This window comes from Amycolatopsis halotolerans, from assembly GCF_042647905.1.
Classification (GTDB): domain Bacteria; phylum Actinomycetota; class Actinomycetes; order Mycobacteriales; family Pseudonocardiaceae; genus Amycolatopsis; species Amycolatopsis halotolerans.
The window spans coordinates 66,374-90,603 of record NZ_JBHRWI010000070.1; the positions used below are offsets into that span (position 1 = coordinate 66,374).

General features: G+C 69.3%; 24 protein-coding genes. 19 read left to right on the plus strand and 5 right to left on the minus strand.

The genetic code is table 11. The features are described from left to right. Window positions 1-572: 572 nt before the first annotated feature. The 6 genes from ACFORO_RS41860 to ACFORO_RS41885 are packed head-to-tail and all read left to right on the plus strand — an operon-like array spanning window position 573 to window position 7,073. A complete protein-coding gene (locus ACFORO_RS41860; protein WP_354737386.1) occupies window positions 573-1,427 on the plus strand; it encodes a fumarylacetoacetate hydrolase family protein in 855 nt (284 codons plus the stop codon). Between the two features lies 1 nt (window position 1,428). Then, window positions 1,429-2,730, plus strand: coding sequence for an enolase C-terminal domain-like protein (locus ACFORO_RS41865; RefSeq protein ID WP_354737384.1), 1,302 nt, complete (start codon window positions 1,429-1,431; stop codon window positions 2,728-2,730). Next, on the plus strand, window positions 2,727-3,485 hold the full coding sequence (locus ACFORO_RS41870) for an SDR family NAD(P)-dependent oxidoreductase (protein ID WP_377870368.1): 759 nt from the start codon (window positions 2,727-2,729) through the stop codon (window positions 3,483-3,485). The genes ACFORO_RS41865 and ACFORO_RS41870 overlap by 4 nt, the downstream gene beginning before the upstream one ends. A gap of 39 nt (window positions 3,486-3,524) precedes the next feature. Then, window positions 3,525-4,565 (plus strand): sugar ABC transporter substrate-binding protein, encoded by a 1,041-nt coding sequence (locus ACFORO_RS41875; RefSeq protein WP_162834768.1) that lies wholly within the window; start codon window positions 3,525-3,527, stop codon window positions 4,563-4,565. Continuing rightward, window positions 4,562-6,064 carry a sugar ABC transporter ATP-binding protein gene (locus ACFORO_RS41880; protein WP_377870367.1) on the plus strand — a complete coding sequence of 501 codons (1,503 nt, stop codon included), beginning with the start codon at window positions 4,562-4,564 and terminating at the stop codon, window positions 6,062-6,064. The genes ACFORO_RS41875 and ACFORO_RS41880 overlap by 4 nt, the downstream gene beginning before the upstream one ends. Then, the gene (locus ACFORO_RS41885; RefSeq protein WP_377870366.1) at window positions 6,057-7,073 is read left to right on the plus strand and encodes an ABC transporter permease; all 1,017 of its coding nucleotides are present in this window, start codon (window positions 6,057-6,059) and stop codon (window positions 7,071-7,073) included. The genes ACFORO_RS41880 and ACFORO_RS41885 overlap by 8 nt, the downstream gene beginning before the upstream one ends. A gap of 1,028 nt (window positions 7,074-8,101) precedes the next feature. Here the strand turns inward: ACFORO_RS41885 and ACFORO_RS41890 are convergent. Further along, window positions 8,102-8,818, minus strand: coding sequence for a FadR/GntR family transcriptional regulator (locus tag ACFORO_RS41890; protein ID WP_377870365.1), 717 nt, complete (start codon window positions 8,816-8,818; stop codon window positions 8,102-8,104). Window positions 8,819-8,892: 74 nt separating this feature from the next. Here ACFORO_RS41890 and ACFORO_RS41895 point away from each other — a divergent pair, with 74 nt between their 5' ends. From ACFORO_RS41895 to ACFORO_RS41905, 3 genes are read left to right on the plus strand one after another with little or no spacing between them, the layout of a single operon-like run. Further along, window positions 8,893-9,225 carry an L-rhamnose mutarotase gene (locus ACFORO_RS41895; RefSeq protein ID WP_354737375.1) on the plus strand — a complete coding sequence of 111 codons (333 nt, stop codon included), beginning with the start codon at window positions 8,893-8,895 and terminating at the stop codon, window positions 9,223-9,225. Further along, a complete protein-coding gene (locus ACFORO_RS41900) occupies window positions 9,222-10,196 on the plus strand; it encodes an aldo/keto reductase (RefSeq protein ID WP_377870364.1) in 975 nt (324 codons plus the stop codon). The genes ACFORO_RS41895 and ACFORO_RS41900 overlap by 4 nt, the downstream gene beginning before the upstream one ends. Continuing rightward, complete coding sequence (locus ACFORO_RS41905; protein ID WP_377870363.1) at window positions 10,193-11,023, plus strand: amidohydrolase family protein; 831 nt, start codon at window positions 10,193-10,195, stop codon at window positions 11,021-11,023. Before ACFORO_RS41900 ends, ACFORO_RS41905 begins: the two co-directional genes overlap by 4 nt. 101 nt (window positions 11,024-11,124) lie before the next feature. Here ACFORO_RS41905 and shbA read toward each other — a convergent pair whose 3' ends face one another. Both shbA and ACFORO_RS41915 read right to left on the minus strand, forming a co-directional pair. Further along, window positions 11,125-11,781, minus strand: a complete 657-nt coding sequence (gene shbA, locus ACFORO_RS41910; protein ID WP_354737369.1) for an RNA polymerase sigma factor ShbA — start codon at window positions 11,779-11,781, stop codon at window positions 11,125-11,127. A 325-nt stretch (window positions 11,782-12,106) separates the two neighbouring features. Beyond that, window positions 12,107-12,523, minus strand: coding sequence for a GtrA family protein (locus tag ACFORO_RS41915; RefSeq protein ID WP_377870420.1), 417 nt, complete (start codon window positions 12,521-12,523; stop codon window positions 12,107-12,109). A gap of 1,716 nt (window positions 12,524-14,239) precedes the next feature. Here ACFORO_RS41915 and ACFORO_RS41920 point away from each other — a divergent pair. After that, window positions 14,240-14,545, plus strand: a complete 306-nt coding sequence (locus ACFORO_RS41920) for an iron-sulfur cluster biosynthesis protein (RefSeq protein ID WP_354737367.1) — start codon at window positions 14,240-14,242, stop codon at window positions 14,543-14,545. Between the two features lie 218 nt (window positions 14,546-14,763). Here ACFORO_RS41920 and ACFORO_RS41925 read toward each other — a convergent pair whose 3' ends face one another. Both ACFORO_RS41925 and ACFORO_RS41930 read right to left on the minus strand, forming a co-directional pair. Next, window positions 14,764-15,891 (minus strand): glycerate kinase, encoded by a 1,128-nt coding sequence (locus ACFORO_RS41925; protein ID WP_377870362.1) that lies wholly within the window; start codon window positions 15,889-15,891, stop codon window positions 14,764-14,766. Further along, window positions 15,888-16,835, minus strand: coding sequence for a 2-hydroxyacid dehydrogenase (locus ACFORO_RS41930; RefSeq protein ID WP_377870361.1), 948 nt, complete (start codon window positions 16,833-16,835; stop codon window positions 15,888-15,890). The genes ACFORO_RS41925 and ACFORO_RS41930 overlap by 4 nt, the downstream gene beginning before the upstream one ends. Before the next feature lie 433 nt (window positions 16,836-17,268). On the opposite strand from ACFORO_RS41930, the gene ACFORO_RS41935 reads away from it, so the two are divergent. From ACFORO_RS41935 to ACFORO_RS41975, 9 genes are read left to right on the plus strand one after another with little or no spacing between them, the layout of a single operon-like run. Continuing rightward, a complete protein-coding gene (locus tag ACFORO_RS41935; RefSeq protein ID WP_377870360.1) occupies window positions 17,269-18,078 on the plus strand; it encodes a CoA transferase subunit A in 810 nt (269 codons plus the stop codon). Further along, on the plus strand, window positions 18,075-18,830 hold the full coding sequence (locus ACFORO_RS41940) for a CoA-transferase subunit beta (protein WP_377870359.1): 756 nt from the start codon (window positions 18,075-18,077) through the stop codon (window positions 18,828-18,830). Before ACFORO_RS41935 ends, ACFORO_RS41940 begins: the two co-directional genes overlap by 4 nt. Then, window positions 18,827-20,008 carry a thiolase family protein gene (locus tag ACFORO_RS41945; protein WP_354737357.1) on the plus strand — a complete coding sequence of 394 codons (1,182 nt, stop codon included), beginning with the start codon at window positions 18,827-18,829 and terminating at the stop codon, window positions 20,006-20,008. The genes ACFORO_RS41940 and ACFORO_RS41945 overlap by 4 nt, the downstream gene beginning before the upstream one ends. Before the next feature lie 15 nt (window positions 20,009-20,023). Then, entirely contained in the window at window positions 20,024-20,758 is a 735-nt protein-coding gene (gene pcaH, locus ACFORO_RS41950) for a protocatechuate 3,4-dioxygenase subunit beta (RefSeq protein WP_377870358.1), read from the plus strand. Continuing rightward, on the plus strand, window positions 20,755-21,306 hold the full coding sequence (gene pcaG / locus ACFORO_RS41955; protein WP_377870357.1) for a protocatechuate 3,4-dioxygenase subunit alpha: 552 nt from the start codon (window positions 20,755-20,757) through the stop codon (window positions 21,304-21,306). Before pcaH ends, pcaG begins: the two co-directional genes overlap by 4 nt. Before the next feature lie 29 nt (window positions 21,307-21,335). Continuing rightward, on the plus strand, window positions 21,336-22,115 hold the full coding sequence (gene pcaD / locus ACFORO_RS41960) for a 3-oxoadipate enol-lactonase (protein WP_377870356.1): 780 nt from the start codon (window positions 21,336-21,338) through the stop codon (window positions 22,113-22,115). Beyond that, on the plus strand, window positions 22,112-22,513 hold the full coding sequence (gene pcaC, locus ACFORO_RS41965; protein WP_354737349.1) for a 4-carboxymuconolactone decarboxylase: 402 nt from the start codon (window positions 22,112-22,114) through the stop codon (window positions 22,511-22,513). The genes pcaD and pcaC overlap by 4 nt, the downstream gene beginning before the upstream one ends. Before the next feature lie 10 nt (window positions 22,514-22,523). After that, window positions 22,524-23,330, plus strand: coding sequence for an IclR family transcriptional regulator domain-containing protein (locus ACFORO_RS41970; protein WP_377870355.1), 807 nt, complete (start codon window positions 22,524-22,526; stop codon window positions 23,328-23,330). A gap of 9 nt (window positions 23,331-23,339) precedes the next feature. Further along, a complete protein-coding gene (locus ACFORO_RS41975) occupies window positions 23,340-23,930 on the plus strand; it encodes a nucleotidyltransferase family protein (protein ID WP_377870354.1) in 591 nt (196 codons plus the stop codon). Window positions 23,931-24,230 lie beyond the last annotated feature (300 nt).

Genomic DNA, 24,230 nt, shown 5'->3' on the forward strand with positions numbered 1-24,230 from the left:
GACTGTCCCGGCGATCTCGCCGAGTCTCGTCGTCGGTCTCGTGCGCCTCGTCCTTGTCGCCGATGTCCTGCCGACCGTCTCGATGTCCGGGCGGGTTTTCGCCGCCGATCTTGCGCATTCCGCTCTCGTCATCGATGTCCTGCCGACTCGCCGCGTCGGGGCTGTCTCGATGTCCGGGCGGGTTTTCGCCGCCGCTCTCGCGCACTCCACTCACGTCACCGATGCCTTGCCGCCCCGCCGAGCCGGATCCGTCTCGGGAACCTCGCCCTTCCGCTTCCCCCGATCCGCCGCTGCCAGCCCTCAGTTCGCCGCTTTCCCCCGCGCCACGCGAAGCCGAACCCCCAGCCGCCCTCCGCTGCGGTCCAGTCGCCTCTTCCGGTCCCATCCGCGCCGCACCGTCTCCCTCGTCGTGGCGGGACCTCCCCGCCAGGACGAGTGTCCGTTATCCACCCGGCGGCCCGGTGATCGGATCAATTTCCGCACCAAATCCCGCTTCCCTCTAGATCTGCCGCCCACCCATGCGCTATACATCGGATGTATCGCGAAGCGGGTGTCGAGAGAGGGGTTCGTCCGTGCGGTTTGTGCGTCTCGGGGCAGCGGGGGCTGAGCGTCCGTTCGTCCGTGCCGGTGACGGCACCCTCCACGACCTCTCCGGGGTCACGCCGGACATCGACGGCGCGTTCCTCGCCGGCGACGGGCCGGCGAAGGCCGCTCAGGCGCTCGAGGCCGGGGAACTGCCGGTCGTCGACGGGGCCGGGCTGCGGGTCGGCGCGCCGATCGCCGCGCCGGGCAAGATCGTCTGCATCGGCATGAACTACCGCCGCCACGCCGAGGAAACCGGCGCTGCCGTGCCGACCGAGCCGGTGCTGTTCATGAAGGCTCCCGACGTGATGGTCGGACCGTTCGACGAGGTGCTCGTCCCGCGCGGTTCCACGGCCACCGACTGGGAGGTCGAACTCGGCGTCGTCATCGGGAAAACCGCGCGCTATCTGGAAAGCGCGGACGAGGCGCTGGCGCACGTCGCCGGGTATGTCGTGTCCAACGACGTCTCCGAGCGCGACTTCCAACTGAACCGCGGCGGCCAGTGGGACAAGGGCAAGAACTGCGAGACCTTCAACCCGCTCGGCCCGGAACTGGTGACCGCCGACGAGGTCCCCGACCCGCAGGCGCTCGGCCTGCGCACCTGGGTCAACGGCGAGAAGGTGCAGGATTCGTCCACAAAGGACATGGTGTTCGGCGTCGCCGAGATCATCCACTACCTGAGCCAGTTCATGGTGCTGCGTCCCGGCGACCTCATCAACACCGGCACTCCGGAGGGCGTCGCGCTCGGGCAGCCCGAGCCGAAGCCGTACCTGCGCGCGGGCGACGTCGTCGAGTTGGAAATCGACGGCCTCGGCAAGCAGCGCCAGACCTTCGGGCAGGCCTGAAATGGCGAAAATCGTGGCCATGGAGGTCCGGGACGTCCGCTTCCCGACGTCGCGCGACCTCGACGGTTCGGACGCGATGAACCCGGATCCCGACTATTCGGCGGCTTACGTCGAACTGCACACCGACGCCGGACCGGACGGTTACGGCCTCGCGTTCACTATCGGCCGCGGCAACGACGTGCAGGCCGCTGCGATTCGCGCGCTGGCGCCGCATGTGGTCGGCCGCGAGGCGCCGGAAGACGCGGAAGCACTCGGCGCACTGTCGCGGGCCCTGGTCGGCGACTCGCAATTTCGTTGGCTGGGCCCGGAAAAAGGCGTGGCACACATGGCGATCGGCGCGATCGTCAACGCCGCGTGGGACCTCGCCGCGCGCCGGGCCGGACTGCCGCTGTGGAAGTTCGCGTCGCGGATGACGCCGGAGGAGCTGGTGTCCCTTGTGGACTTCCGCTATCTCTCGGACGCGCTCACCGAACAGGAAGCGCTCGACATCTTGCGCGCTGCCGAATCGGGTAAAGCCGAACGAATCGCGAAGCTGGAGGCCGACGGATACCGCGCGTACAGCACGTCGGCGGGCTGGCTCGGCTATTCCGACGCGAAACTGGTGCGGCTGGCCGAACAAGCCGTCGCCGACGGTTTCGAAATGATCAAACTGAAGGTCGGCGGGAATCTCGAAGACGATGTCCGGCGGATGAAGCTGGCTCGCGAGACTGTCGGCGCGGACATCCGGATCGCTGTCGACGCCAACCAGCGCTGGGATGTCGCGACGGCGGTGTCGTGGATGACCGCGCTCGCACCGTTCGATCCATATTGGATTGAAGAACCGACCTCGCCGGACGACGTCCTCGGCCACGCGGCCATCGCGAAGGCACTCGCGCCGATCAAGGTCGCCACTGGTGAGCACGTCCAGAACCGCGTGGTGTTCAAACAATTGCTGCAGGCTGGTGCGATCGACGTGCTCCAGTTGGACGCCGCGCGCGTCGGCGGAGTGAACGAGAATCTCGCGATCCTCTTGCTGGCGGCAAAATTCGGTGTTCCGGTGTGCCCGCACGCCGGTGGTGTCGGGCTGTGCGAACTGGTGCGGCATCTGTCCATGTTCGACTTCGTGGCAGTGTCCGGTTCGGACGAAGACCGCAGCATCGAATGGGTCGACCACCTGCACGACCACTTCACCGACCCGGCTGTCGTGCGCGACGGCCGCTATCTCGCTCCGGCCGCACCGGGCTTTTCCGCGCGCATGCACGACGCTACGCTGCGCCGGTTCAGCTTCCCGGACGGTCCTGAATGGACGGAGAACGCGCAGTGAGCGAATTCGACGGCCTGGTCGCCGCGGTCACCGGCGGCGCCTCGGGCATCGGCCTGGCCACGGCGAACCTGCTGGCCCAGCGCGGCGCGCGGGTGGCGGTGCTCGACCTCAAGACCGACGAGGTTCCCGATCCGCTGACCGGATTCCGCTGCGACGTGACGTCCGACGCCGAGGTCCGTGCCGCCGTCGACGCGGTGGCCGAACGCTTCGGCAGGCTCGACATCCTGGTCAACAACGCGGGAATCGGCGCGCAGGGCGACGTCACCGCGAACGACGACGACGAGTGGCACCGCGCGTACGACGTGAACGTCGTCGGCATGGTGCGCACCGCCCGGGCTGCCTTGCCGCACTTGAAAAGCTCGCCCGCGGCGGCGGTCGTGAACACCTGCTCGATCGCCGCTTGGGCCGGGTTGCCCGCGCGGGCGCTGTACTCGGCCACGAAGGGCGCGGTGCTGTCGCTGACCCTCGCGATGGCCACCGACCACCTGCCGGACCGGATCCGCGTCAACTGCGTGTGCCCCGGCACCGCGGACACCCCGTGGGTCGGCAGGCTGCTCGACACCGCCGCGGACCCGTCGGCCGAACGGGAGGCGCTCGCCGCCCGCCAGCCGATGGGGAGGCTGGTGACCGCGGACGAGGTCGCGAACGCGATCGCGTACCTGGCCAGCCCGCTTTCGGCATCGACTACCGGCACCGCGCTCGCGGTGGACGGCGGCATGTACGGCCTGCGCCCGCGCGGACCCGTGCAGAACTGATCTGCTCAGCCAACAAGGCCTGTCATCAAGGAGGATGCGGTGCGTACGAAGGTGATCCGGCTGGCCGCCGCGGTGGCCGCCTGCGGTTTGGTGCTCGGTGCGTGCGGGTCCACTAAGGACAAACCGGCGGCCGCGGCGAGCGGCGGCGGCACCGGCAAGGTCGGGGCGACGCTGCCCCTGCTGACCTCGCCGTTCTGGCAGGCCTACAACAAGTACGTGCCGCAGATGGCGAAAGAGCAAGGGCTCGACGCGCTGCCGACGGTGAACGCCGACAGCGACCCGGCGAAGCTCATCACGGACATCGGCACGCTGCTGAACCAGGGCGTGAAGGGGCTCGTCGTCACGCCGCTCGACTCGGCCGCGGTCGTCGCCGGGTTGAAGCAGGCGGAGAACAAGGGCGTCCCGGTGGTCGCGGTGGACGTCGCGCCGGAGAGCGGCAAGGTCGCGATGGTGGTCCGCGCGGACAACAAGGCGTACGGAACCAAGGCGTGCGACGAAATCGGCAAGCGTGTGAAGAGCGGCAAGGTCGTGCAGGTGATGGGCGACCTCGCGTCGGTCAACGGCCGCGACCGGTCGGCGGCGTTCCGCGAGTGCATGAAGCAGAAGTACCCGGACGTCAAGGTGCTCGAGGTCGCTGCCGAATGGAAGGCGGACAAGGCGTCGTCCGGTTTGGACAGTCTGCTGACCGCGAACCCGGACATCAAGGGCGTCTACATGCAGGCGGGCGGCGTTTACCTCGCGCCGACCGAGCAGGCGCTCAAGCGCAAGAACCTGTTCTTCCCGGTCGGCGACCCGAAGCACGTGGTGCTGGTGAGCAACGACGGCATCCCGCAGGAGCTCACCGCGATCCGCAACGGCGAACTCGACGCGACCGTTTCGCAGCCTGCCGACGCCTACGCCAAGTACGGCATGTACTGGCTCAAGAAGGCGATGGCGGGCGAGACGTTCAAGCCGGGCCCGACCGACCACGACTCCACGATCGTCGAAATCAGCCCCGGCATCCTGGAAGACCAGTTGCCCGCGCCGGTCGTGACCAAGGACAACGTGGACGACAAAGCGCTGTGGGGTAACAACCTGTGAGCGCGCCGGTAGTGCAGGCGGACGGCGTCGGGAAGCGGTACGGGCCAACCGTAGCGCTGCACGATGTCAGCCTCACCGTGCGGCCCGGCGAGTCACACGCACTCGTCGGCCGCAACGGGGCGGGAAAGTCCACGCTGGTGTCCATCCTCACTGGACTGTCCGAAACGGACACTGGCAGTGTTTCCTTCGGTGGCGTCCGGGCTCCTTCGCTGTCCAAACAGGACGACTGGAAGGCGCGCGTGGCGTGTGTGTACCAGCACGCGATGGTGGTGCCGCAGCTGACGGTCGCGGAGAATCTTTTCCTGAACCGGCAGGCGCAGGGCGGGTTCTCGATCGGCTGGAAAAAGCTGCGTCGTCAGGCGCGGGAACTGCTGGACTCGTGGGACGTCCGGGTCGATGTGGACACTCCGGCGGGCGATCTGTCCGTTGAGGACCGTCAGTTCGTCGAAATCGCTCGTGCGTTGAGTTATGGCGCCCGGTTCATCGTGCTGGACGAACCGACCGCGCAACTGGACAGCCAGGCCATCGAACGGCTTTTCGACCGCATGCGGCAGATGCAGGAGAACGGCGTCACGTTCCTGTTCATCTCGCACCACCTGCACGAGGTTTACGAGGTGTGCCAAGCGGTTACCGTCCTGCGCGACGCCCGGCACGTGCTCACCGCGCCCGTCTCAGAGGTCAGCCGTGCGGCGTTGGTCGACGCGATGACGGGGGAGCAGGGCGGCCTCGCCGTGCGCGACGCAGCCACCCGCGACCCGCTGGCGGTGGACGCCGAAGAGGTGCTCACTGTCGACGACCTTTCCGGCGACGGTTTCCACGACGTTTCGCTGAAGGTCCACCGTGGCGAGGTCGTCGGCCTCGCTGGCAGCAACGCGAGCGGCAAACACCAGGTAGCGGAAACGGTATACGGCTTGCGCGCTCCCACCTCCGGAACCATTGCTGTAGATGGAAAGCGTCTGCCGTCCGGCGACATTCCCGCCGCCCTGCGCGCAGGCATCGGCTGTGTCCCACGGGATCGACACCACGAAGGTCTCGTCCTGGAACACTCCATTATGGACAACGCGACGCTGTCCGTGCTCGACCGGATGGGCCGCGGCGGCCTGGCGTCCCCGAAGATCCGCCGGGAACGCGGATCGTGCGCCCTGACCGCTTACGACATCGTGGCCGCCAGCCCGGACCAGCCCGTTTCTGACTTGTCCGGTGGAAATCAGCAAAAGGTAGTGCTCGCCAGGGCTTTGGAGAGCGACCCGCGCGTGGTGGTGCTGATCAATCCCACCGCGGGAGTGGATGTGAAGTCGAAGGAGGCGCTGCTCGCGGTCGTGGACCGGGTGCGGGCCGAGGGGAAGGCGGTGCTGCTCGTGAGCGACGAGCTGGACGATCTGCGCCTGGCCGACCGGGTGCTGGTGCTGCGCGCGGGTGCGGTGGCCGCCGTCCACCAGGCCGGCTGGTCCGACGGGGACCTGGTGGCGGATATCGAAGGAGTCGGGCTCCATGACTGACCTGATGAGCGACCCGCAGACGGCGCTGCCCGCGGTGCGGGCGAAGCGCCGGAAGTCGGCGTGGCTGCGCGAGCTGGCGCTGCTGCCCGCGCTCGTGGTGGTGTTCGTGATCGGCGGGCTGATCAGCGACACGTTCTTCACCTTCGACAACATCATCAGCATCCTCTCCGCGGCGGCCGCGCTGTCGCTGGTCGTGCTCGGCGAGTCGCTGGTGCTGCTGACCGGCAAGTTCGACCTATCGCTGGAATCCACGATGGGCATCGCCCCCGCGATCGGCGCGATGCTGGTCATCCCGGCGGCGTCGTCCGGCTTCGGCACCGAATGGCCGTCGGCGCTCGGCCTGGTGGCGATCCCCGTGGTGGGTGCGTTGATCGGTTTCGTGAACGGCTTCCTGATCGTCAAGCTGAAGCTGAACGCGTTCATCGTGACGCTGGCGATGCTGACGGTCCTGCGTGGTACTCAGATCGGCACGACGAACGGCAAGACGCTGTTCGACCAGCTGGACGCGTTCACCGCGCTGGCGACGACGACGTTCGCCGGACTGCCCATGTCGGTGTGGCTCGCGGCGGTGCTGTTCGTGGTCTTCGGGCTGGGCCTGCGCTACCACCGAGTCGGCCGCTCGCTGTACGCAATCGGCGGCAACCGCGAAGCCGCGCGGGCCGCGGGCATCCGGGTGGACCGCATCTCGTGGGCGGTCTTCGTGGTGGCCGGGGTGCTGGCTGCCATCGGCGGCCTCGCGTACACGGGTTACGTCGGCGCTCTCGGCGCTGACCAGGGCGATGGCCTGATCCTGCAGGTCTTCGCCGCGGCCGTGATCGGCGGTGTTTCGCTGGACGGCGGCCGGGGGACTTTGGTCGGGGCGCTGACTGGGGTGCTGTTGCTGCAGTCGGTGGACAGCCTGCTGCGCATCGCCCAGGTTCCGGCGGAATGGCTGAAGGCGATTTACGGCGGGATCATTTTGATCGCGTTGATCATCAGTCGTTATGCCGGCGGAAAGCCCCAGACCTGATCAGCGGAGGTTCGGTGATCATCCGACCTTCTCGGCGCATCGGCCCGGCGGGCGGTCTGGCGGGCGGTGCGGGAGCCGGTCTGGTGGGCGGTGCGGCAACTGACCCGGTGGGCGGTCTGCGGGATCGCAACCCGGCGGGTGGTCCGGCGGGTGGCCTGGGGAGTGCCCCAGTGGGTGGTCCCTTGGCCGGCACCGTGGGCGGCTCGACGGTTGGTGTGGTGGTTCGCTCAGCGGGGAGGCCGGTGAAGGGCCCCTTCGCGGACTCTGAGTCTCTCGGCTTTTTCTTGACCGCCCGCGCGGCCAGTTCAGCTTCCGCGGCACTCGCCCTCTCCGCCGTGTCTTGGGCGATGAAGGGTCCCTTCACAGCCCAAGAGCCAGAGCCGGTGAAGGGTCCTTTTACTGCCCAAGAGCCGGAGTCGATGAAGGGACCCTTCATCCCGCCGCTTGGAGAACGAGTCCCCGCCGCTTCAGCCGGGCTTGCGCGATGGGTCCCGCCACCCCGGTCGGGTTGGCGCCTGGCGGCCGCTGTCTGGCCAGAGGCGCGAAAGTCCCCCTCGCTCCCGCCGTGCGTGCGTGACGGGTCCATCCGCGTCGCCCGTCATGGGGTGAGGGGTCCCGTCACTCCCGCAGTGCAGGAGCGAAAGTCCCCTTCACTCCAACCGAACGCGAGTGACAGGTCCCTTCACTCCGACCGGCAAGGAACGAAGGGGCCCGTCACTACAACAAACCGCGCAGAGACCGCTGCCATCGCAGTCCAATCAGAAGTCACCGCAGTCCGCGTCCGGTCCGGAACTGCCGCTGTTCCTGCCCGGTCCAGACCGGCCGCCACTTGCGGCCGGTCAGAGAACGCTGCACTCCGCGTCCGGTCCGGAACCGTCGCCGTTCCTGTCCAGTCGGGAACTGCTGCCGTCTCCGGTCGGTTAGAAGTCAGTGCAGTCCGCGTCCGGTCCGGAGCCGCTGCCGTTCCTGCCCAGTCAGGAACCGCCGCCATCTCCGGTCGGTCAGGGAAAGCTGCACTCCCCGTCCGGTCAGGAAGCGGCGGGCTCGGCGTCATCGCCAGCCGCAGCGTCCTCGACCAGGGTGCTGCGCAGCCATTGCTCCACTCCGGCCACGTGCACCGTCGCCCACGAGCGGGCCAGTTCTGGTTCTCGCGCGGCGATCGCGTCGTAGATCGCGGCGTGTTGTTCCCGGGTTCGGGCTACCGCGCCTTCCTGGGTGAGGCCGCGCCAGATCCGGGCGCGTGCCGTCGGGCCGGAAAGGCTTTCGAGCAGCGAGCACAGCACCGGATTGCCCGAGCCGTCCGCGATTTTGCGGTGGAACTGCAAATCGTTGGCCACCAGCGCCTCGACGGTCGGCGAGTCCTCCAGTTCGCCGAGCAGCGCACCGAGTTGGGCGACGTCCTCGTCGCGCATGTGCAGCGCTGCCATCGCGGTGGCCGCGGGCTCCAGAATCCGCCGCACGGCAAGGAAATCGAGCACGGTGTCGTCGCGGTGAAAATCGACGACGAAGGTCATCGCGTCGAGCAGCAGGTTCGGCTCCAGGCTGGTGACGTACGTGCCGTCGCCCTGGCGCACGTCCAGGACCCGGATCAGGCACAGCGCCTTCACCGCTTCCCGCAGCGAACTGCGGGACAGCCCCAGCCGCTGCGCGAGCTCGGCCTCCTTGGGGAGCCGGTCGCCCGGGGCCAGCTCGCCCGAAATGATCATGTCCTTGATCTTGTCGATCGCGACATCGGTGACGGGCATCGGGACCGCCCTCCCTGCAGAGACCTCGGATGTTTACCCCCTACAGCGTGCCACGACTCCCGTCAGGAGGAACGATGACCCACGGCCCGGCGCCGCAAACGGTCGCCTTGCGCACCCGGCTCAAGCCCGGAATGGAGAAAATCTACGAGGAGGTGCACGCGGTGATCCCGGGAGATCTGGACGCCGCACTGCGCCGCGCCGGGGTGCGCTCGTGGCGGATCTGGCGCGACGGGCTCGACCTGTTCCACTTCGTCGAGGTGGACGATTTCGAGCAGATGCGCGCGAAACTCGCCGACGACCCGGCTGACATCGCGTGGCAGAAGCGGATCAACGCACTCCTCGACCTCGACCATTCCGACGTCGCGCACGGCCTCGGGCTGGTGTGGCAACTACCGGCGGAGGCGTGACCGTGGACCTTCCCCCGCTGGGACTCGGCGGCGCGCAGCTGGGCAACCTCTACCACGCGGTGCCGGACGAAATCGCCGCGGCGAGCGTCCGGCGGGCATGGGACGAGGGGATCCGCTACTTCGACACTGCGCCGCACTACGGGCTCGGACTGTCCGAGCGTCGGCTCGGGGCCGCGCTGGCGGCGTATCCGCGCGCCGAATACGTCCTGTCCACGAAAGTCGGACGGGTGCTGGAACCGCGCGCGGTGGCACCCGGGGAACGCGACGACCAGGGCTTCGACGTCCCCGGAACTTACCGCCGCCGCTGGGATTTCAGCCGCGACGGGGTGCTGCGTTCGCTGGAGTCGAGCTTGGACCGGCTGGGTCTCGACCGCATCGATCTCGTGTACGTGCACGATCCGGACGATCATTTCGAGGAAGCGGTTTCCGGCGCGTTCCCGGCATTGCTGGAGTTGCGCGAGCAGGGCGTCGTGGGCGCGATCGGGGCCGGGATGAACCAGGCGCCGATGCTGGCGGAATTCGTGCGCCGGTTCGATCTCGACCATGTCCTGATGGCCGGTCGCTACACCTTGCTGAACCAGCCGGCGTTGGACGAGTTGTTGCCGCTGTGCGTCGAACGCGGCGTTGGCGTCGTGGCGGGCGGGGTGTTCAACGGGGGAATTCTCGCCACTGAACAACCCGGCACTATTTACGATTACACGGCCGCCCCTGCGGATCTCGTGGAGAAAGCGCAGAAAATAGCGGAAATCTGCGCGCGGCATGGCGTTTCGCTGCCCGAGGCCGCGCTCGCGTTGCCGCGCACGCACCCCGCGGTGGTGTCGGTGGTCGTCGGCGCGCACGACGCCGAGCAGGTGTCGCTGAACGTTCGCCGGGCAGCGGCGAATATCCCGGCCGTACTGTGGGACGACCTCGCCGCCGCTGGCCTGCTGCGGTCGGCCGCTCGCCCTGTCGTGTCCGGAGGAACCCAGTGATCGATTCGCACCACCACTTGTGGGATCCGGCGCGCCGCGAGTACCCGTGGATGTCCGGCGACGCGCTGGCTCCGATCCGCAAGCCGTACACAGTCGACGATCTGCGCACGGTGACCACCGCGGCGGGAGTCCACGCCACGGTGCTGGTGCAGACCGTCTCGGACGAGGCGGAAACCGAGGAGTTCCTGGCCACGGCCGCGTCCGAGCCACTGGTGGCAGGCGTGGTCGGCTGGGTCGACCTCGCCGCCCCGGACGTGTCCGACCGGCTCGCCCGGCTGCGCGAACTCGGGCCGCTGGTCGGCATCCGGCACCAGGTCGAGGACGAACCGGACCCGGAGTGGCTGCTGCGTCCGGAAATCCTGCACGGCCTGAGCGCGGTCGGCACCGCAGGCCTGGTCTACGACCTGCTGGTGACACCGGCGCAGCTCGACGCCGCCCGGCAGGTCGCCGAACGCTTGCCGGAGCTGCGACTGGTCCTCGACCATGCCGCGAAACCTGGCATCGCGGCCGGCGAATGGCAGCCGTGGGCAAACGGCGTCGCATCGCTGGCCGCGCACGAGAACGTGCACTGCAAGCTGTCCGGCTTGGTGACGGAAGCCGACTGGCGCGCATGGCAGGTTGGCCATTTACGCCGCTACGCAGACCACGTTTTCGAGTCGTTCGGCGCGAACCGGGTCATGTTCGGCTCCGACTGGCCAGTGTGCGAACTGGCGGCAGCGTACGAAGTCGTACTGGACGCGGCGGTGTCGCTGACCGGAGTGCTGAGCGACCCAGAACGGCTGGACGTCTTCGAACACACGGCGGCACGCGTTTATGAATTGAGCTGAGAGATGCGGCGGGCTAAATCCAGAGTGCCGTGCGGAACAGAGCCTGTCGACCTATTCCGCGGTCCGCGGCGGCGTTCCAGCCGTTCGAGTGACGGAACGGTTCAGAAGTCCTGGCCCTGCACCATCTCGCGCAGCTTGGACAACGCACGGTGCTGCGTGACGCGGACGTTGCCGGCCGATATGCCCAGCGTTTCAGCCGTCTCGTTCGCGCTGAGGCCGACGACGATCCGCAGCGCCAGGATCTCCTGCTGCAACGGGGCGAGGCGGGTGAGCAGCTCCTGCAGGCGGCTGCCGAGGTCGAGGCGCAGCGCGTGCGATTCCGGCTCGTTGCCGCCCGCGAGCGGGTGTTCGGGCAGTTCGGGCACCGGCTCGGAACGGTCGCGCGCGACGGCCCGGTAGGCGTCGGCGACCTTGTTGGCCGCGATCGCGTGCACGAGGTAGAGGAACGAGCCGCCGCGGTCCTGATAGTCGGGAAGGGCCTTGAGCACGGCCATGCAGACGTCCTGCGCGACGTCGTCGGCGGCGAGGTAGGAGAGGTCGCGGCCGCCCATCCGGGCCCGGCAGTAGCGGGCGACAACGGGGCGGAGCACGTGCAGCAGGTCGGCGATCGCGGCTTGATCGCCCTGCCCCGCGGCGCGTACGAGAGGGTCGAGGTCTTCCTTGGTGAGACGTCCGCCGGACCGGGGCAGGGCCGCAGGGCTCACGTAGCCCGCGACGCCGGACACCGCAGTACGGGACGTCTTCGACGGTGCTGTCATGGTCGTCTCCCCGGCAACCCTGCGACCGTCGCTGTCTTGGGGTCAACACTCTGTGATGTTGCGGTCGCAGGTACTCCAATCGAACGGGGGGAGCACTGCGATCGTTGCGACGCTCCGTAACCTTAAGCGGCCGGAGGCCGACCGTCCACATTTCAACTACGAATACCCCGTTAGCAGCAGTGGTCTTGACACAAACGAGACCAGCCGACGCACAGTACGAATCCGGCCTCGCAGCATGTGCGGATGTCCGATTTGATGCGTCACGAAGAGTGATGCCCGGGTAGCACAACAGAGAGTGGTCGCACTGCGGGTAGAACGGGTTCCACTACCGTTGGTGATCTTGTGGCGCGTCCGTTCGCCGCGTCCGGGCGAAAACCCACCAGCGCAGAACGGCGAACCGCACGACCCCGCCGACGAAACTGGCCGCGAGAAGCACGGCGGTTTGCTGCCTGGCGGAGGGATACGCGACGACGGCGTCGAGGGCCGCGAGGACGGCCGATCCGTAGCCGGCGTAGAAGGCGAACGTGACGAGATCCTGGAGATGCCGCTTGCCCGCGCGGCTGCTCCGTTTGGCGAACGTGACGCGCCGGTGGAACTCGGTGTTGCCGACCGTCGTGATCGCGAGCGCGGCGAGATTCGCCCATTGCGCGCCGATCTCCGGGCGGAAGGCGAGGAAGAGGACGGCCTGCAGCCCGGTGGTGACGACACCCGCGGCCAGATACCAGGCCGCATGACCCCCGATCTCGCGGCGGCCGGCGGTGCGGTCGGCGGAGTGGTTTTGCCGATTATCGGCAACGGTCGCGGGTGCTGGATGCGGAGCTGGGATGGCGGACGGATTCGGGTGAGGCCCGTCGGGGTTGGCTCCGGCTACGAGATCCGTTGCGGATCGGGGCGGATGGGTGGCTTCGGCGGCGGTGTTGTTGGCGGACTCTGGCGGATGCAGGTCGACGTCGCCAGTTGCCGCCTTGTGGTGAGCGCCGTTCGGATTAGCCGTTGCGTGGCGACTGGTGCGCTGGGTGCTGACACCCGGGTGTGGTGGTTCGGCGTTGTCGGTTGACGCTTCGCGGTGGGCACTGTCGGGATTAGCCGTTGAGTGGCGACTGGTGCGCTGGGTGGTGCCGGAGCGCTGAGGTTCGGCGTTGTCAGTTGCCGCTTCACCGGGGGCGCTGGCGGGGTTAGCCGCTGGGTGGCGATTGGTGTGTTGGCTGCTGGCGTCCGGCTGCCGTGGTTCGGTGTTGTCGGTCGCTGCTTCACCGTGAGCGCTGTGCGGATTGGCCGCTGAGCGGCGACTGGTGATCGCCGACAACAGTGGTTCGACACCGCCCGTTGCCGGTTGGCGGCGATTCGCGTTCGCGTCGGTCACCTGGTCGTGGCTGTCGAGTTCGTCCCCGGGGCTGGGCGACAGCGAGGATCCAGGGACAGTTGCCGTTGAATGGCGATTCGTGCTTGCGTTCGCCGCTAGGTGGCGACGGGCGCTCACGTCTCCGGACTCTGGCTCGAGTGGACCAGCGTCACCATCGGTTGTCCCGAGATCGTCGGTGCTCGGATTCGCCGTTGAGTGGCGACGGGCGTCGTCTCCTCGACGGTCGGCGTTGGAGTCCGGTGCGGTGCGGTGGTTGAGCTCGTCGGCGAGCGCGGCCGGGTAGAGGTGGTCGGCGGTCTCATCGAGGCTTGAGGACCGGCCTGAGGGCTCGTCGAGCGCGCGGTATTCCGGCATGGCGTCGATCGCGTCGTCGCCCAGCGGGTCGTTGCTGGCGGCGTCCGGGCCGGGGTTGCGCCGGGGGCGGGTTCCGATCCGGCCGCGCGGCATCCACCTTGTGGTGGTCATGGTTCCGACGCTAGCTCCGCTCAGCCCGCTTACGCCCTGGCAGACCGCAGGAACCGCTGTGATTCCGACGACAGCCGTTCGGCCCGTTTCACCGGAAGCCGCCTCGGGTAGCTCACCACGAACAATCCGGACTTTCGGGAGGTGCCCGTGAGCGATTCCGGTGACGACGCTCTCCTCGAGAGTCAAGCACCCGGGGCGGACAGTTCCCGTGTCGACCCGTTCCGCGCGCCTGCGCCCAGAAGCGCGGTGCGTGCTGGGACAGGCTCTGCCGAGGTCCGTCAGAGTCAGTGTGCGGGGCAGCTGCCGGAGGTTCGGCCGCCGGTGGCTGGAGGGGTCGTCGAGGGATCAGTCAACGCTGGCGAGCTGGCCAGAGCGGGCGAGGCCGGGGCTGGCTGGCCCGCGGATCCCAGACCGGGCGAGCGGGTCGACCACGGGGGCTGCACGGTCGCCGACGCGATCCGGTCGGCTATGGCCCGAAGAGCCTGATCTCAAACGTATTTGTGACAGGTTCCACCGTCGCGGCAACGCCTCTCGCGCTCACACTGCGCGACGGTCGTGCCGCCTTTAGCGTGAAAAACCACCCTGCAACCGACCGCGCGCATCCGACTGCGACGAAGGGAAGGCCGAAAGATGCTGACCGTTACCGAAGCCGCCGCCGAGGCGATCACCGCGCTGACCGCTGACCAAGGCACTGGCTCCGAAGAAAGCGGCCTGCGCTTCGCGCTGCAGAGCATGGAAGGCGACGGCGCCCAACTGGCGCTGTCGGTAGCCCCGGCCCCGGAGGACGGCGACCGCATCGTCGGAGCCGACGGCGGGGCGAAGGTCTTCCTCGAGCCGCAGGCAGCCGCGTTGTTGGACGACAAGGTCCTCGACGTTCAGCAGGACGACACCGGCGACGTCGCCTTCGCCGTCCTGCCCCAGCAGCAGTCCGCCTGACGGCTGCGCAAGCGTTCGGCCACGGGGTTCGCGCGGCGGTGTCCGTCGGCTGATCCCGTGTGCCGTTCGCCGGAACTGCCGGATGTCTCGGGGCGTCCGGGTCCGGCGAGTCGATCCATGGCCGATCCCTGGGTGGCACCGCCGTCCAAGACACGGGTTGTCCAAGACGGCTGAGTTGAGTAGAAGCGCTCCTGCGGTTAATCGTGGGAGCGCTTTGCTTACTTAGTGCGCAGCCAGTCCTGAACCAGCACGGCGGCCCGTTCGCGCAGCAGTTCCGCGGCGTGGGCGCGGGCGTGGTCCAGCGACGGCGCGTGGTCGATCAGCGCGCTGCTGCCCACGACTCCCAGGCTGGCCAGCGCGTCCGCGTCCAGCTGGATCCGTCCGGCGAGCACCAGCAGCGGGATGCCTGTCCGCCCGGCGCGAGCCGCGATGCCTGCCGGGGCCTTGCCGGACAATGATTGTTCGTCCAGCGAACCCTCGCCGGTGATCACCAGATCCGCGCCGGTCAGTGCTTCGTCGACGCCGGTCAACGCGGCGATCAGGTCGAAGCCGGACTCGACCGTCGCGCCGAACGCGGCGATCGCGCCCGCCGCGACACCTCCGCCAGCCCCGGCTCCAGACAGGTCGGACACGTCCGGCGTGCCAGCCCGCACAAGCGCCTTCGCCCAGTGCGCCAGTGCTTCGTCGAGCGCTTGGACGTCCTCCGGGTCGGCACCCTTCTGCGGGCCGAACACGGCCGCCGCCCCGTTCGCGCCAAGCAGCGGATTCGTCACGTCTGTCGCGACTGCGACCGGCACCGAGCCCAGCCGTTCCCGCACCGGGCCCAGATCGACGCGCGCGACCTGCGCGAGCGACCCGCCGCCGAGACCGACCGGCGCACTGGACGCGTCGAGGACGGCAGCACCCAGCGCGGCCAGCATCCCGGCGCCACCGTCGGTGCTGGCGGTGCCGCCGACGGTCAGCACGAGCCGCCGCGCTCCGCGGGCGAGGGCGTCGTTCAGCAACTCGCCGACGCCCCACGTGTGCGCGGCGAGCGCGACTTCCCGGCTTGGCGTCACGAACTCGATGCCGCACGCACGCGCCGATTCGACGTAGGCCGTGCCGTCGAGCAGCACGTACCGCGCCTCGACCGGTTCGTCGAGCGGACCGCGCACCGACAGCCGCACCATCGAGCCGCCCGCGTTCTCGAGCACCTCCAGCGTTCCTTCGCCGCCGTCGGCGACCGGGCACGCGGAGATCTCGGCGTCCGGCAACGCATCGCGCACGCCGTGCGCGATCGCTTCCGTCACCTCGACCGCGGTCAGGCTTCCCTTGAACTTGTCCGGTGCGATCACGACCCGGGTCATCGGCCCACCTCCGTCAGCGGCTCGGCTCCGGCGAGCACCGAGACGACGTTGCGCGCGGCCAGCACCGCCATCGCCGTGCGCGTTTCCACCGTCGCTGATCCGAGGTGCGGCGTCAGCACCACGTCGTCGCGCTCCAGCAGCCGTGGCTCGACGTCCGGCTCCTTCTCGAACACGTCCAGCGCCGCGCCCGCGATCTCGCCGGCTTCGAGCGCGTCGGCCAGCGCCGACTCGTCGACCACCGGACCGCGCGTGGTGTTCACGAGGTACGCACTCGGTTTCATCGCCCGCAGCGCGTCCGCGCCGACGAGGTGCCGGGTCTCGGGAGTCAGCGGGCAGTGCAGCGACACGAAGTCGGAACGCCTCAGCAACTCGTCGAACGCCACGAACTCGCCGTCGAAGTCCGGCTTCGCCGACCGTCCGGAGTAGACGACCCGCATCCCGAACGCCGCCGCCCTCGTCGCCACCGCGCGACCGATCTGCCCGAGCCCGACGATGCCGAGCGTCTTGCCCTGCAAGCCGGACCCGAGCAGGAAGCCGAGGTGGAACGACCACGGCTGCCGCGCGCGCAGCAAACGTTCGCCTTCGCCGAGTCGCCGCGAGACGGCCAGCAGCAGTCCGAACGCGAGATCCGCGGTGGCGTCGGTGAGCACGCCTGGCGTGTTGGCGACCACGACCCCGCGGTCCGCCAGTGCACTGACGTCCACGTTGTCGTAGCCCACCGCGACGTTCGCGACGACCTTCAGCTCGGGACCCGCCGCGTCCGCGACCGAGCCGTCGATCCGGTCGTGCAGCATCGACACCACCGCGGCCGAGCCGGCGACGAACTTCCGCAGTTCCTCGGGCGTGAGCGGCCGGTCCTCCGGCGAGATTTCGACTTCGCCTGCCTCGCCGAGCACCTGCACGGCCTCGTCCGGGATCCAGCGGGTGACAGCGATCTTCGGCATGCCGAGCAGCCTAATGCCGACTGTGCCGCCCGAGCGAGGTTCGCGGCGCGCTCACCGCCGGACACCCGCCTGAGCTGCGACGGAGCGTCCAACCGCGACAGAACGCCGCCGAGGTGGACAGTGCCCGAATTCCGCATTGCGGTACCACGCAACGAAATTCCGGTCTGCCGCCGACCGCGCCGCTCGGTGCCGCCGCGAAACCCGTTCGCCGACTCCCAGCGCACCGTGTTGTCTTATCGCATCACCTCATTCCTCTCGAAGCCCGCAAACCTTGCGTTGTCTTGTGCCGTCTGTCCGGACGTCCGCTTCACCCTTTGGCACTCCCGCGGGCGGCCGGACCGTGCTATGTTCATATGAAGAACTTCTGTGCGCTATGCGAACACGCTAGCACGGAAACGGCGGAAGCAGGAAGATCCAGACGGAAGGGCTCGTGATGGCAAGGGTGCTGTCGCTCGGCGAGGCGATCGCCGAGCTGGTGCACGACGGAGACACCGTCGCTCTCGAGGGCTTCACGCACCTCATCCCCGTGGCGGCCGGGCACGAGATCATCCGTCAGGGCAGGCGGAACCTCACGCTCGTGCGGATGACGCCGGACATCGTCTACGACCAGCTCATCGGCGCGGGCTGTGCGAGCAAGCTGATCTTCTCGTGGGGCGGCAACCCCGGGGTCGGCTCGCTGCACCGGTTCCGCGACGCGGTGCAGCACTCGTGGCCGGTGCCGCTCGAGATCGAGGAGCACAGCCACGCGGGCATGGCGAACCGTTATGTCGCAGGCGCTTCCGGGCTGCCGTTCGCCGTGCTGCGCGGCTACACCGGCACCGATCTGCCCGCGCAGACGGACACGATCAAGCCGATCACCTGCCCGTTCACCGGCGAGCAGCTCACCGCGGTGCCCGCGCTGAACCCGGACGTCACGATCGTGCACGCGCAGCGCGCCGACCGGGCGGGCAACGTCCAGCTGTGGGGCATCGCGGGCGTGCAGAAGGAAGCGGTGCTGGCGGCGAAGCGGTCGCTGGTCACCGTGGAAGCGGTCGTCGACGAGCTGGAGCCCCGGCCGGGCGCGCTGGTCCTCCCGTCCTGGGCGGTCACCGCGGTGGCCGAGGCGCCGCGCGGCGCGGCGCCCTCGTACGCCGCCGGGTACTACGAGCGGGACAACGCGGCGTACCAGGCGTGGGACGAGATCGGCCGGGACCGCGAGGAATTCGCCAAGTGGCTGAACGACTTGACCGGGGTGAAGGCATGAGCGAGTACACCGCTGACGAGATGATGAGCGTCGCGGCGGCGCGCGCGCTCGGCGAGGGCATGTCGTGTTTCGTCGGGATCGGATTGCCCAGCACGGCGGCCAATCTGGCCCGCCGCACGCACGCCCCGAACCTCACGCTGATCTACGAATCGGGTTGCCTGGGCGCGAAACCCAGCAGGCTGCCGCTGTCGATCGGCGACGGCGAGCTGGCCGACACCGCCGACGCGGTCGTGAGCGTGCCCGAGGTGTTCAACTACTGGCTGCAGCCGGGCCGGATCGACGTCGGGTTCCTCGGCGCGGCGCAGCTGGACAAGTTCGGCAACATCAACACCACGGTCATCGGTTCCGACTACCACGATCCGAAGGTGCGCCTGCCCGGCGCGGGCGGGGCTCCGGAGATCGCCGCGTCCTGCAAGGAAGTGTTCGTCGTGCTGCGGCAGAGCAAGCGCACCTTTGTGGACAAGGTCGACTTCGTGACGTCGTTCGGCCACGGCTCCGGGCGCGGCGACCGCGAACGGCTCGGCCTGCGCGGAGCCGGGCCGACGCTCGTGGTCACCGACCTCGGTCTGATGCGGCCCGATCCGGAAACCGCGGAGCTCACGCTCACCGAACTGCACCCCGGGATCGAGCTGGACCAGGTCGTGGAAGCGACGGGGTGGACACTGAAGGCGGCCGCGGATCTCAAGACCACCCCCGCGCCCACTGAACGCGAACTGACCCTGCTCCGTGAACTGAAGAAGGCCGGCGAATGAGCGACGCTTACGTACTCGACGCGATCCGCACTCCCTTCGGGCGCTACGGCGGCGCTCTCTCCGGGGTGCGCCCTGACGACCTGGCTGCGGGCGTCCTGCGCGCGCTGGCCGAGCGCAACGGCCTCGATCCGTCCACTGTGGACGAAGTGCTGCTCGGCGACGCCAACGGCGCGGGCGAGGACAACCGGAACGTGGCGCGGATGGCCGCGCTCCTCGCGGGCTGGCCGACGTCGGTTCCCGGTGCGACGGTGAACCGGCTGTGCGGGTCCGGCGTCGAGGCGACCATGCAGGCGAGCCGGGCGATCCAGGTCGGCGACGCCTCGCTGGTGGTCGCGGGCGGCGTCGAGTCGATGAGCCGCTCGCCGCTGGTGATGCCGAAGCCGGACAAGGCTTTCCCGGCGGGCAACCAGACGCTGTACAACACGGCGCTCGGCTGGCGGATGGTCAACCCGGCGATGCCGTCGCAGTGGACCGTTTCCCTCGGCGAGTCCACCGAACTGCTCGCCGAGCGTTACGGCATCAGCCGGGACGAGCAGGACGCGTTCGCCGCGCGCAGCCACGTGAACGCCGCACGGGCGTGGGACGAGGGCTTCTACGACGACCACGTGGTTCCGGTGGAAGGCGTCGAGCTCACCCGGGACGAGGGCATCCGGCCGGACTCCACGCCCGAGAAGCTCGCGAAGCTGAAAACCGTGTTCCGCAAGGAAAACGGGACCGTCACGGCGGGCAACGCGTCGCCGCTCAACGACGGTGCGTCGGCGTTGCTGCTCGGTGACGCGGCGGCGGCCGAGCGGCTCGGCACGACGCCGCTGGCCCGGATCGCCGGTCGCGGTGCCGCGGGAGTCGACCCGGACGTGTTCGGCATCGGTCCGGTGCGGGCGGCGGAGATCGCGCTCGAACGGGCGGGCATCGGCTGGAGCGACCTCGCCGCGGTGGAACTCAACGAGGCGTTCGCGGCACAGTCGTTGGCCTGCCTGAAAGAATGGTCGAAGCTCGACCCGGAGATCGTCAACGGCAACGGCGGGGCCATCGCGATCGGGCACCCGCTCGGTGCTTCCGGCGGCCGGATCATCGGCGCGCTGGCGCATCAGCTCCGCCGCACCGGCGGTCGCTGGGGCCTCGCGGCGATCTGCATCGGGGTCGGCCAGGGTCTCGCTGTAGTGCTCGAGAATCGCTGAGAAAGGGGAGGCATCGTGGCCACACCGACCGACCGGCGCCTGCCGCAGTACCGGCCTGATCCGGACGGCACCCACCCGCCGCTCGACTACGCGCCGTACCGTTCCACCGCGTTGCGGCATCCGACGCAGCCGCTGGTCCTGCTGCCGCAGATGCTCACCGAGGTCACCGGTCCGCTGCTCGGCCCGGGGCGGCTCGGCGAGTTGGACAACGACCTCACCCGCCAGCACGCGGGCGAGCCGCAGGGGCAGCGGATCATCGTCACCGGCAGGCTTCTCGACGGCGACGGGCGCCCGATCCGCGATTCGCTCGTGGAGATCTGGCAGGCCAACGCGGGCGGCCGCTACCGGCACACCGGCGACCGCTGGCCGTCCCCGCTCGACCCGAACTTCGACGGGCTCGGCCGCACGCTGACCGACGGCGACGGGCGCTACGAGTTCACCACCGTCAAGCCCGGCGCGTACCCGTGGAAGAACCACGACAACGCGTGGCGTCCCGCGCACATCCACTTCTCGGTGTTCGGCTCGGCGTTCACCCAGCGGCTCGTCACCCAGATGTACTTCCCGGACGACCCGCTGTTCTCGCAGGACCCGATCTTCAACTCCATTCCGGACGAGAAGGCGCGGCAGCGGATGATCTCCCGGTTCGACCTCGACCGCACCGAGGAGGAATGGGCGCTGGCCTTCCAGTTCGACATCGTGGTGCGCGGACGGGAACAGTCGGTGTTCGAGGACGAGGAGGAGGACGAGTGAGGCTCGAAGGCACGCCCTCGCAGACTGTCGGGCCGTATCTGTCCATCGGGCTGCCGTGGGACGACGGGCCGTTCGTGGTCCCGGAAGGCACCGAAGGCGCGGTGTGGATCCGCGGCGGGGTGTACGACGGCGCGGGCAACCCGGTTCCCGACGCGATGATCGAGACGTGGCAGGCGGATCCGGAGGGCGGGTTCGACCACCCTGACGATCCGCGCGGCAAGCCCGGCGATCCGTTCCGCGGGTTCGGCCGATGTCCCACCGATGCCGAAGGCCAGTACCGGATTCTCACGGTGCTGCCTGGAGTCGTGCCGGACGCGTCCGGGGCTCCCCAGGCACGGCACATCGACGTGTCGGTGTTCGCTCGCGGGCTGCTCAACCGGGTCGTCACGCGCATTTACTTCGAAGACCAGGACAACGCCGGCGACGCCGTGCTGGCGAGTGTTCCCGAGGAACGCCGGGACACGTTGCTGGCCAAGAAAGACGGCGCCGACTATCGGTTCGACGTGCGTTTGCAAGGCGAAGGCGAGACGGTGTTCTTCGCGGTCTGACCGGCCGTGTCCATTGTGGAGGTTCAAGCGTGAGCAGTGTCCGGGTGCACCGGGTCGTCGAGGGCCCGGCGGCGGGTCCGGTGGTGGTGTTCTCCAACTCGATCGGCAGCGACCACCGGATGTGGGAGCCGCAGGTCGCGCCGTTGACCGAACGCGGATTCCGCGTGGTCCGGTACGACACGCGCGGCCACGGGTCGTCGCCGGTGCCGCCCGGGCCGTACGAATTGGCCGATTTGGGCGGCGACGTGCTGGGGCTGCTCGACGACCTCGGCGTCGAGCGCGCGCACTTCGTCGGCCTGTCGCTCGGCGGGATGACCGGGATGTGGCTCGGCGTCCATGCTGCGGAGAGGTTCGCGAGCCTCACGCTCTGCTGCACGTCAGCGCTGCTCGGACCGCCCGAGATGTGGGCCGATCGAGCGCGTCTCGTGCGGGCCGAGGGCACTGGGGCGGTCGCGGAAGCGAGCGTCGGGCGATGGGTGACGCCGGGTTACGCGCAGGCGCATCCGGACCAAGTCGCGTACCTGCGCGAGATGGTCACGGCGCAGCCCGACGAAGGGTACGCAGGCTGCTGCGAGGTGATCGAGCGGATGGACCTCACCGGAGACCTGCCGAAGATCTCCGTCCCGACGCTGGTGATCGCGGGCACCGACGACCCGTCGACGCCCGCCGAGCCGCACGGGCGGGTCATCGCGGACGGCATCCCCGGTGCCCGGCTCGAGGTCGTCGCCTCCGCCGCGCACCTGGGCAGCTACGAACAGCCGGACGAATTCACCCGGCTGATCCTCGAGCGGATCACGGAGGAACAGTGACCGGAGACCGCTACGAGGCGGGCATGCGGGTGCGCCGCGAGGTGCTCGGCGACGAGCATGTCGACCGGGCGGCCGCGCGGACCACCGAGTTCAGCAAGCCGTTCCAGGAGTACATCACCGAAGCGGCGTGGGGTTCGGTCTGGACGCGCGACGGCCTCGACCGGCGGACCCGCAGCTGCATCACGCTGGCCGCGCTCACCGCGCTGCACTGCCACGACGAGCTGGCGATGCACGTCCGTGCGGCGGTGCGGAACGGGCTTACCGCGGACGAGATCCGCGAAGTCCTGCTGCACACCGGCGTATACGCGGGGGTGCCGGCGGCGAACACGGCGATCGGGATCGCCCAGCGCGTCCTCGCCGAGCTGGGAGAGCCCACCGCCCAGCCGCCGGCCGGATAAGGTTCGCCGCATGGAATCCGACGACCAGGCGGAACGCGCCGCGCACCACGTGCAGTCGCTGGAACGCGGGCTGGCGGTGATCAAGGCGTTCAGCGCCGAGGCGCCGCACCCGACGCTCAGCGACGTCGCGCGCGTCACCGGGCTGACCCGCGCGGCTGCCCGCCGGTTCCTGCTGACGCTCGTGGACCTCGGCTACGTCCGCACCGACGGCAAGTATTTCTCGCTCACCGCGCGCGTGCTGGAACTCGGCTACGCCTATCTGTCCAGCCTGAGCCTGGCCGAGATCTCGCAACCGCACCTGGAGCGGCTGTCGGCGGAGGTGCACGAGTCGAGTTCCGTGTCGGTGCTGGAGATCGCCGACATCGTGTATGTCGCGCGCGTCGCGGTGTCGCGGATCATGACGGTGAGCATCAGCGTCGGCACGCGGTTCCCCGCGCACGCCACGTCGATGGGACACGTGCTGCTCGCCGACATGGACCGGATGGAACTCAACGCCTACTTCGTCGTCGCCGATCTCGACCGGCTGACCCCGCACACGCTCACCCACCGCACCGCGCTCGAAGCCGAGCTGGCCAAGGTGCGGGAGCAGGGCTGGGCGATGGTCGACCAGGAACTCGAAGAAGGCCTGCGCTCGGTCGCCGCGCCGATCCGCAACCGGAAGGGGCGCGCGGTCGCCGCGGTGAACATCTCGACGCACGCGAGCCGGACGCCGGTGGACGTCGTCCGGACTCAGTTCGTTCCGCCGTTGATCGAGACCGCGACCGCCATTTCGGCGGATCTCGCCGCGGTCGCGCCCGGCCGAGCGGTCCGGGGCTGAGGAGCGCCGATGCCGGAACCGGTTGCCGGACTGCTGCTCGCCGCTGGGGCGGGGCGGCGGTTCGGCGGGCCCAAGGCCCTGGTCGAGTACGACGGGGAACCGCTGGTTCAGCGGGCGGTCCGGAACCTGGCCGAGGCCGGGTGCGCCTCGGTGCGGGTAGTGGTCGGCGCGTCGGCTGATCAGGTCCGCGAGCTGCTGCCGCCGGACGTCACCCCGGTGCTTGCCGAGCGGTGGCAGGACGGGATGGGGGAGTCGCTGAAGGCCGGGCTCGAATCGCTCGTGGGGGAGTCGTCGGCGGCGGTGCTGGTGCACCTGGTGGATCTGCCGTGGGTGCCTGCCGCGGCGCTCGCGCGGATTGCCGGGGAGGCTTCGGAGGACGCGGTCGTTCGGGCTGCTTACCAGGGGGTTCCTGGGCATCCGGTGTTGTTCGGGCGGCGTTGGTGGGGCGAGATCGCGGGTTCGGCGCGTGGTGACCATGGGGCGCGGGACTGGTTGCGCGGACGGTCTGACGTGCGGCTTGTCGAGTGCGGCGATCTCGGCAGCGGCAGCGACGTCGATCGGCCTGGGGATTTGGCTGGGCCTGGTGCGGAGCGGCGATGAACGGTGCGGTGGTGCGCGGCTGAGTCGGCGGGTGCGGTTCGCCTGGGGTTGATCTGCTGCTCTTCGGGTTGTCTGGTCGGGACGGTGTCGACGCGGGCCTGGGCGATGACCGGCTTGCGGTGGGCGTGCCGATGGAGCTGAGCGAGGGCTGGAGTCCAAGTCGAACTGGCGGTGAATCGTGTCGTGCCGCTGAACCGGCCGGATCCGTCGCGGGCCTGGCCGTGAATGGCACTGGATCCGCGGCGACCCGGCTCGCCGGCTCGCGGGTGAGCCTCGCCGGATGGCGGCGAACGGCGAACC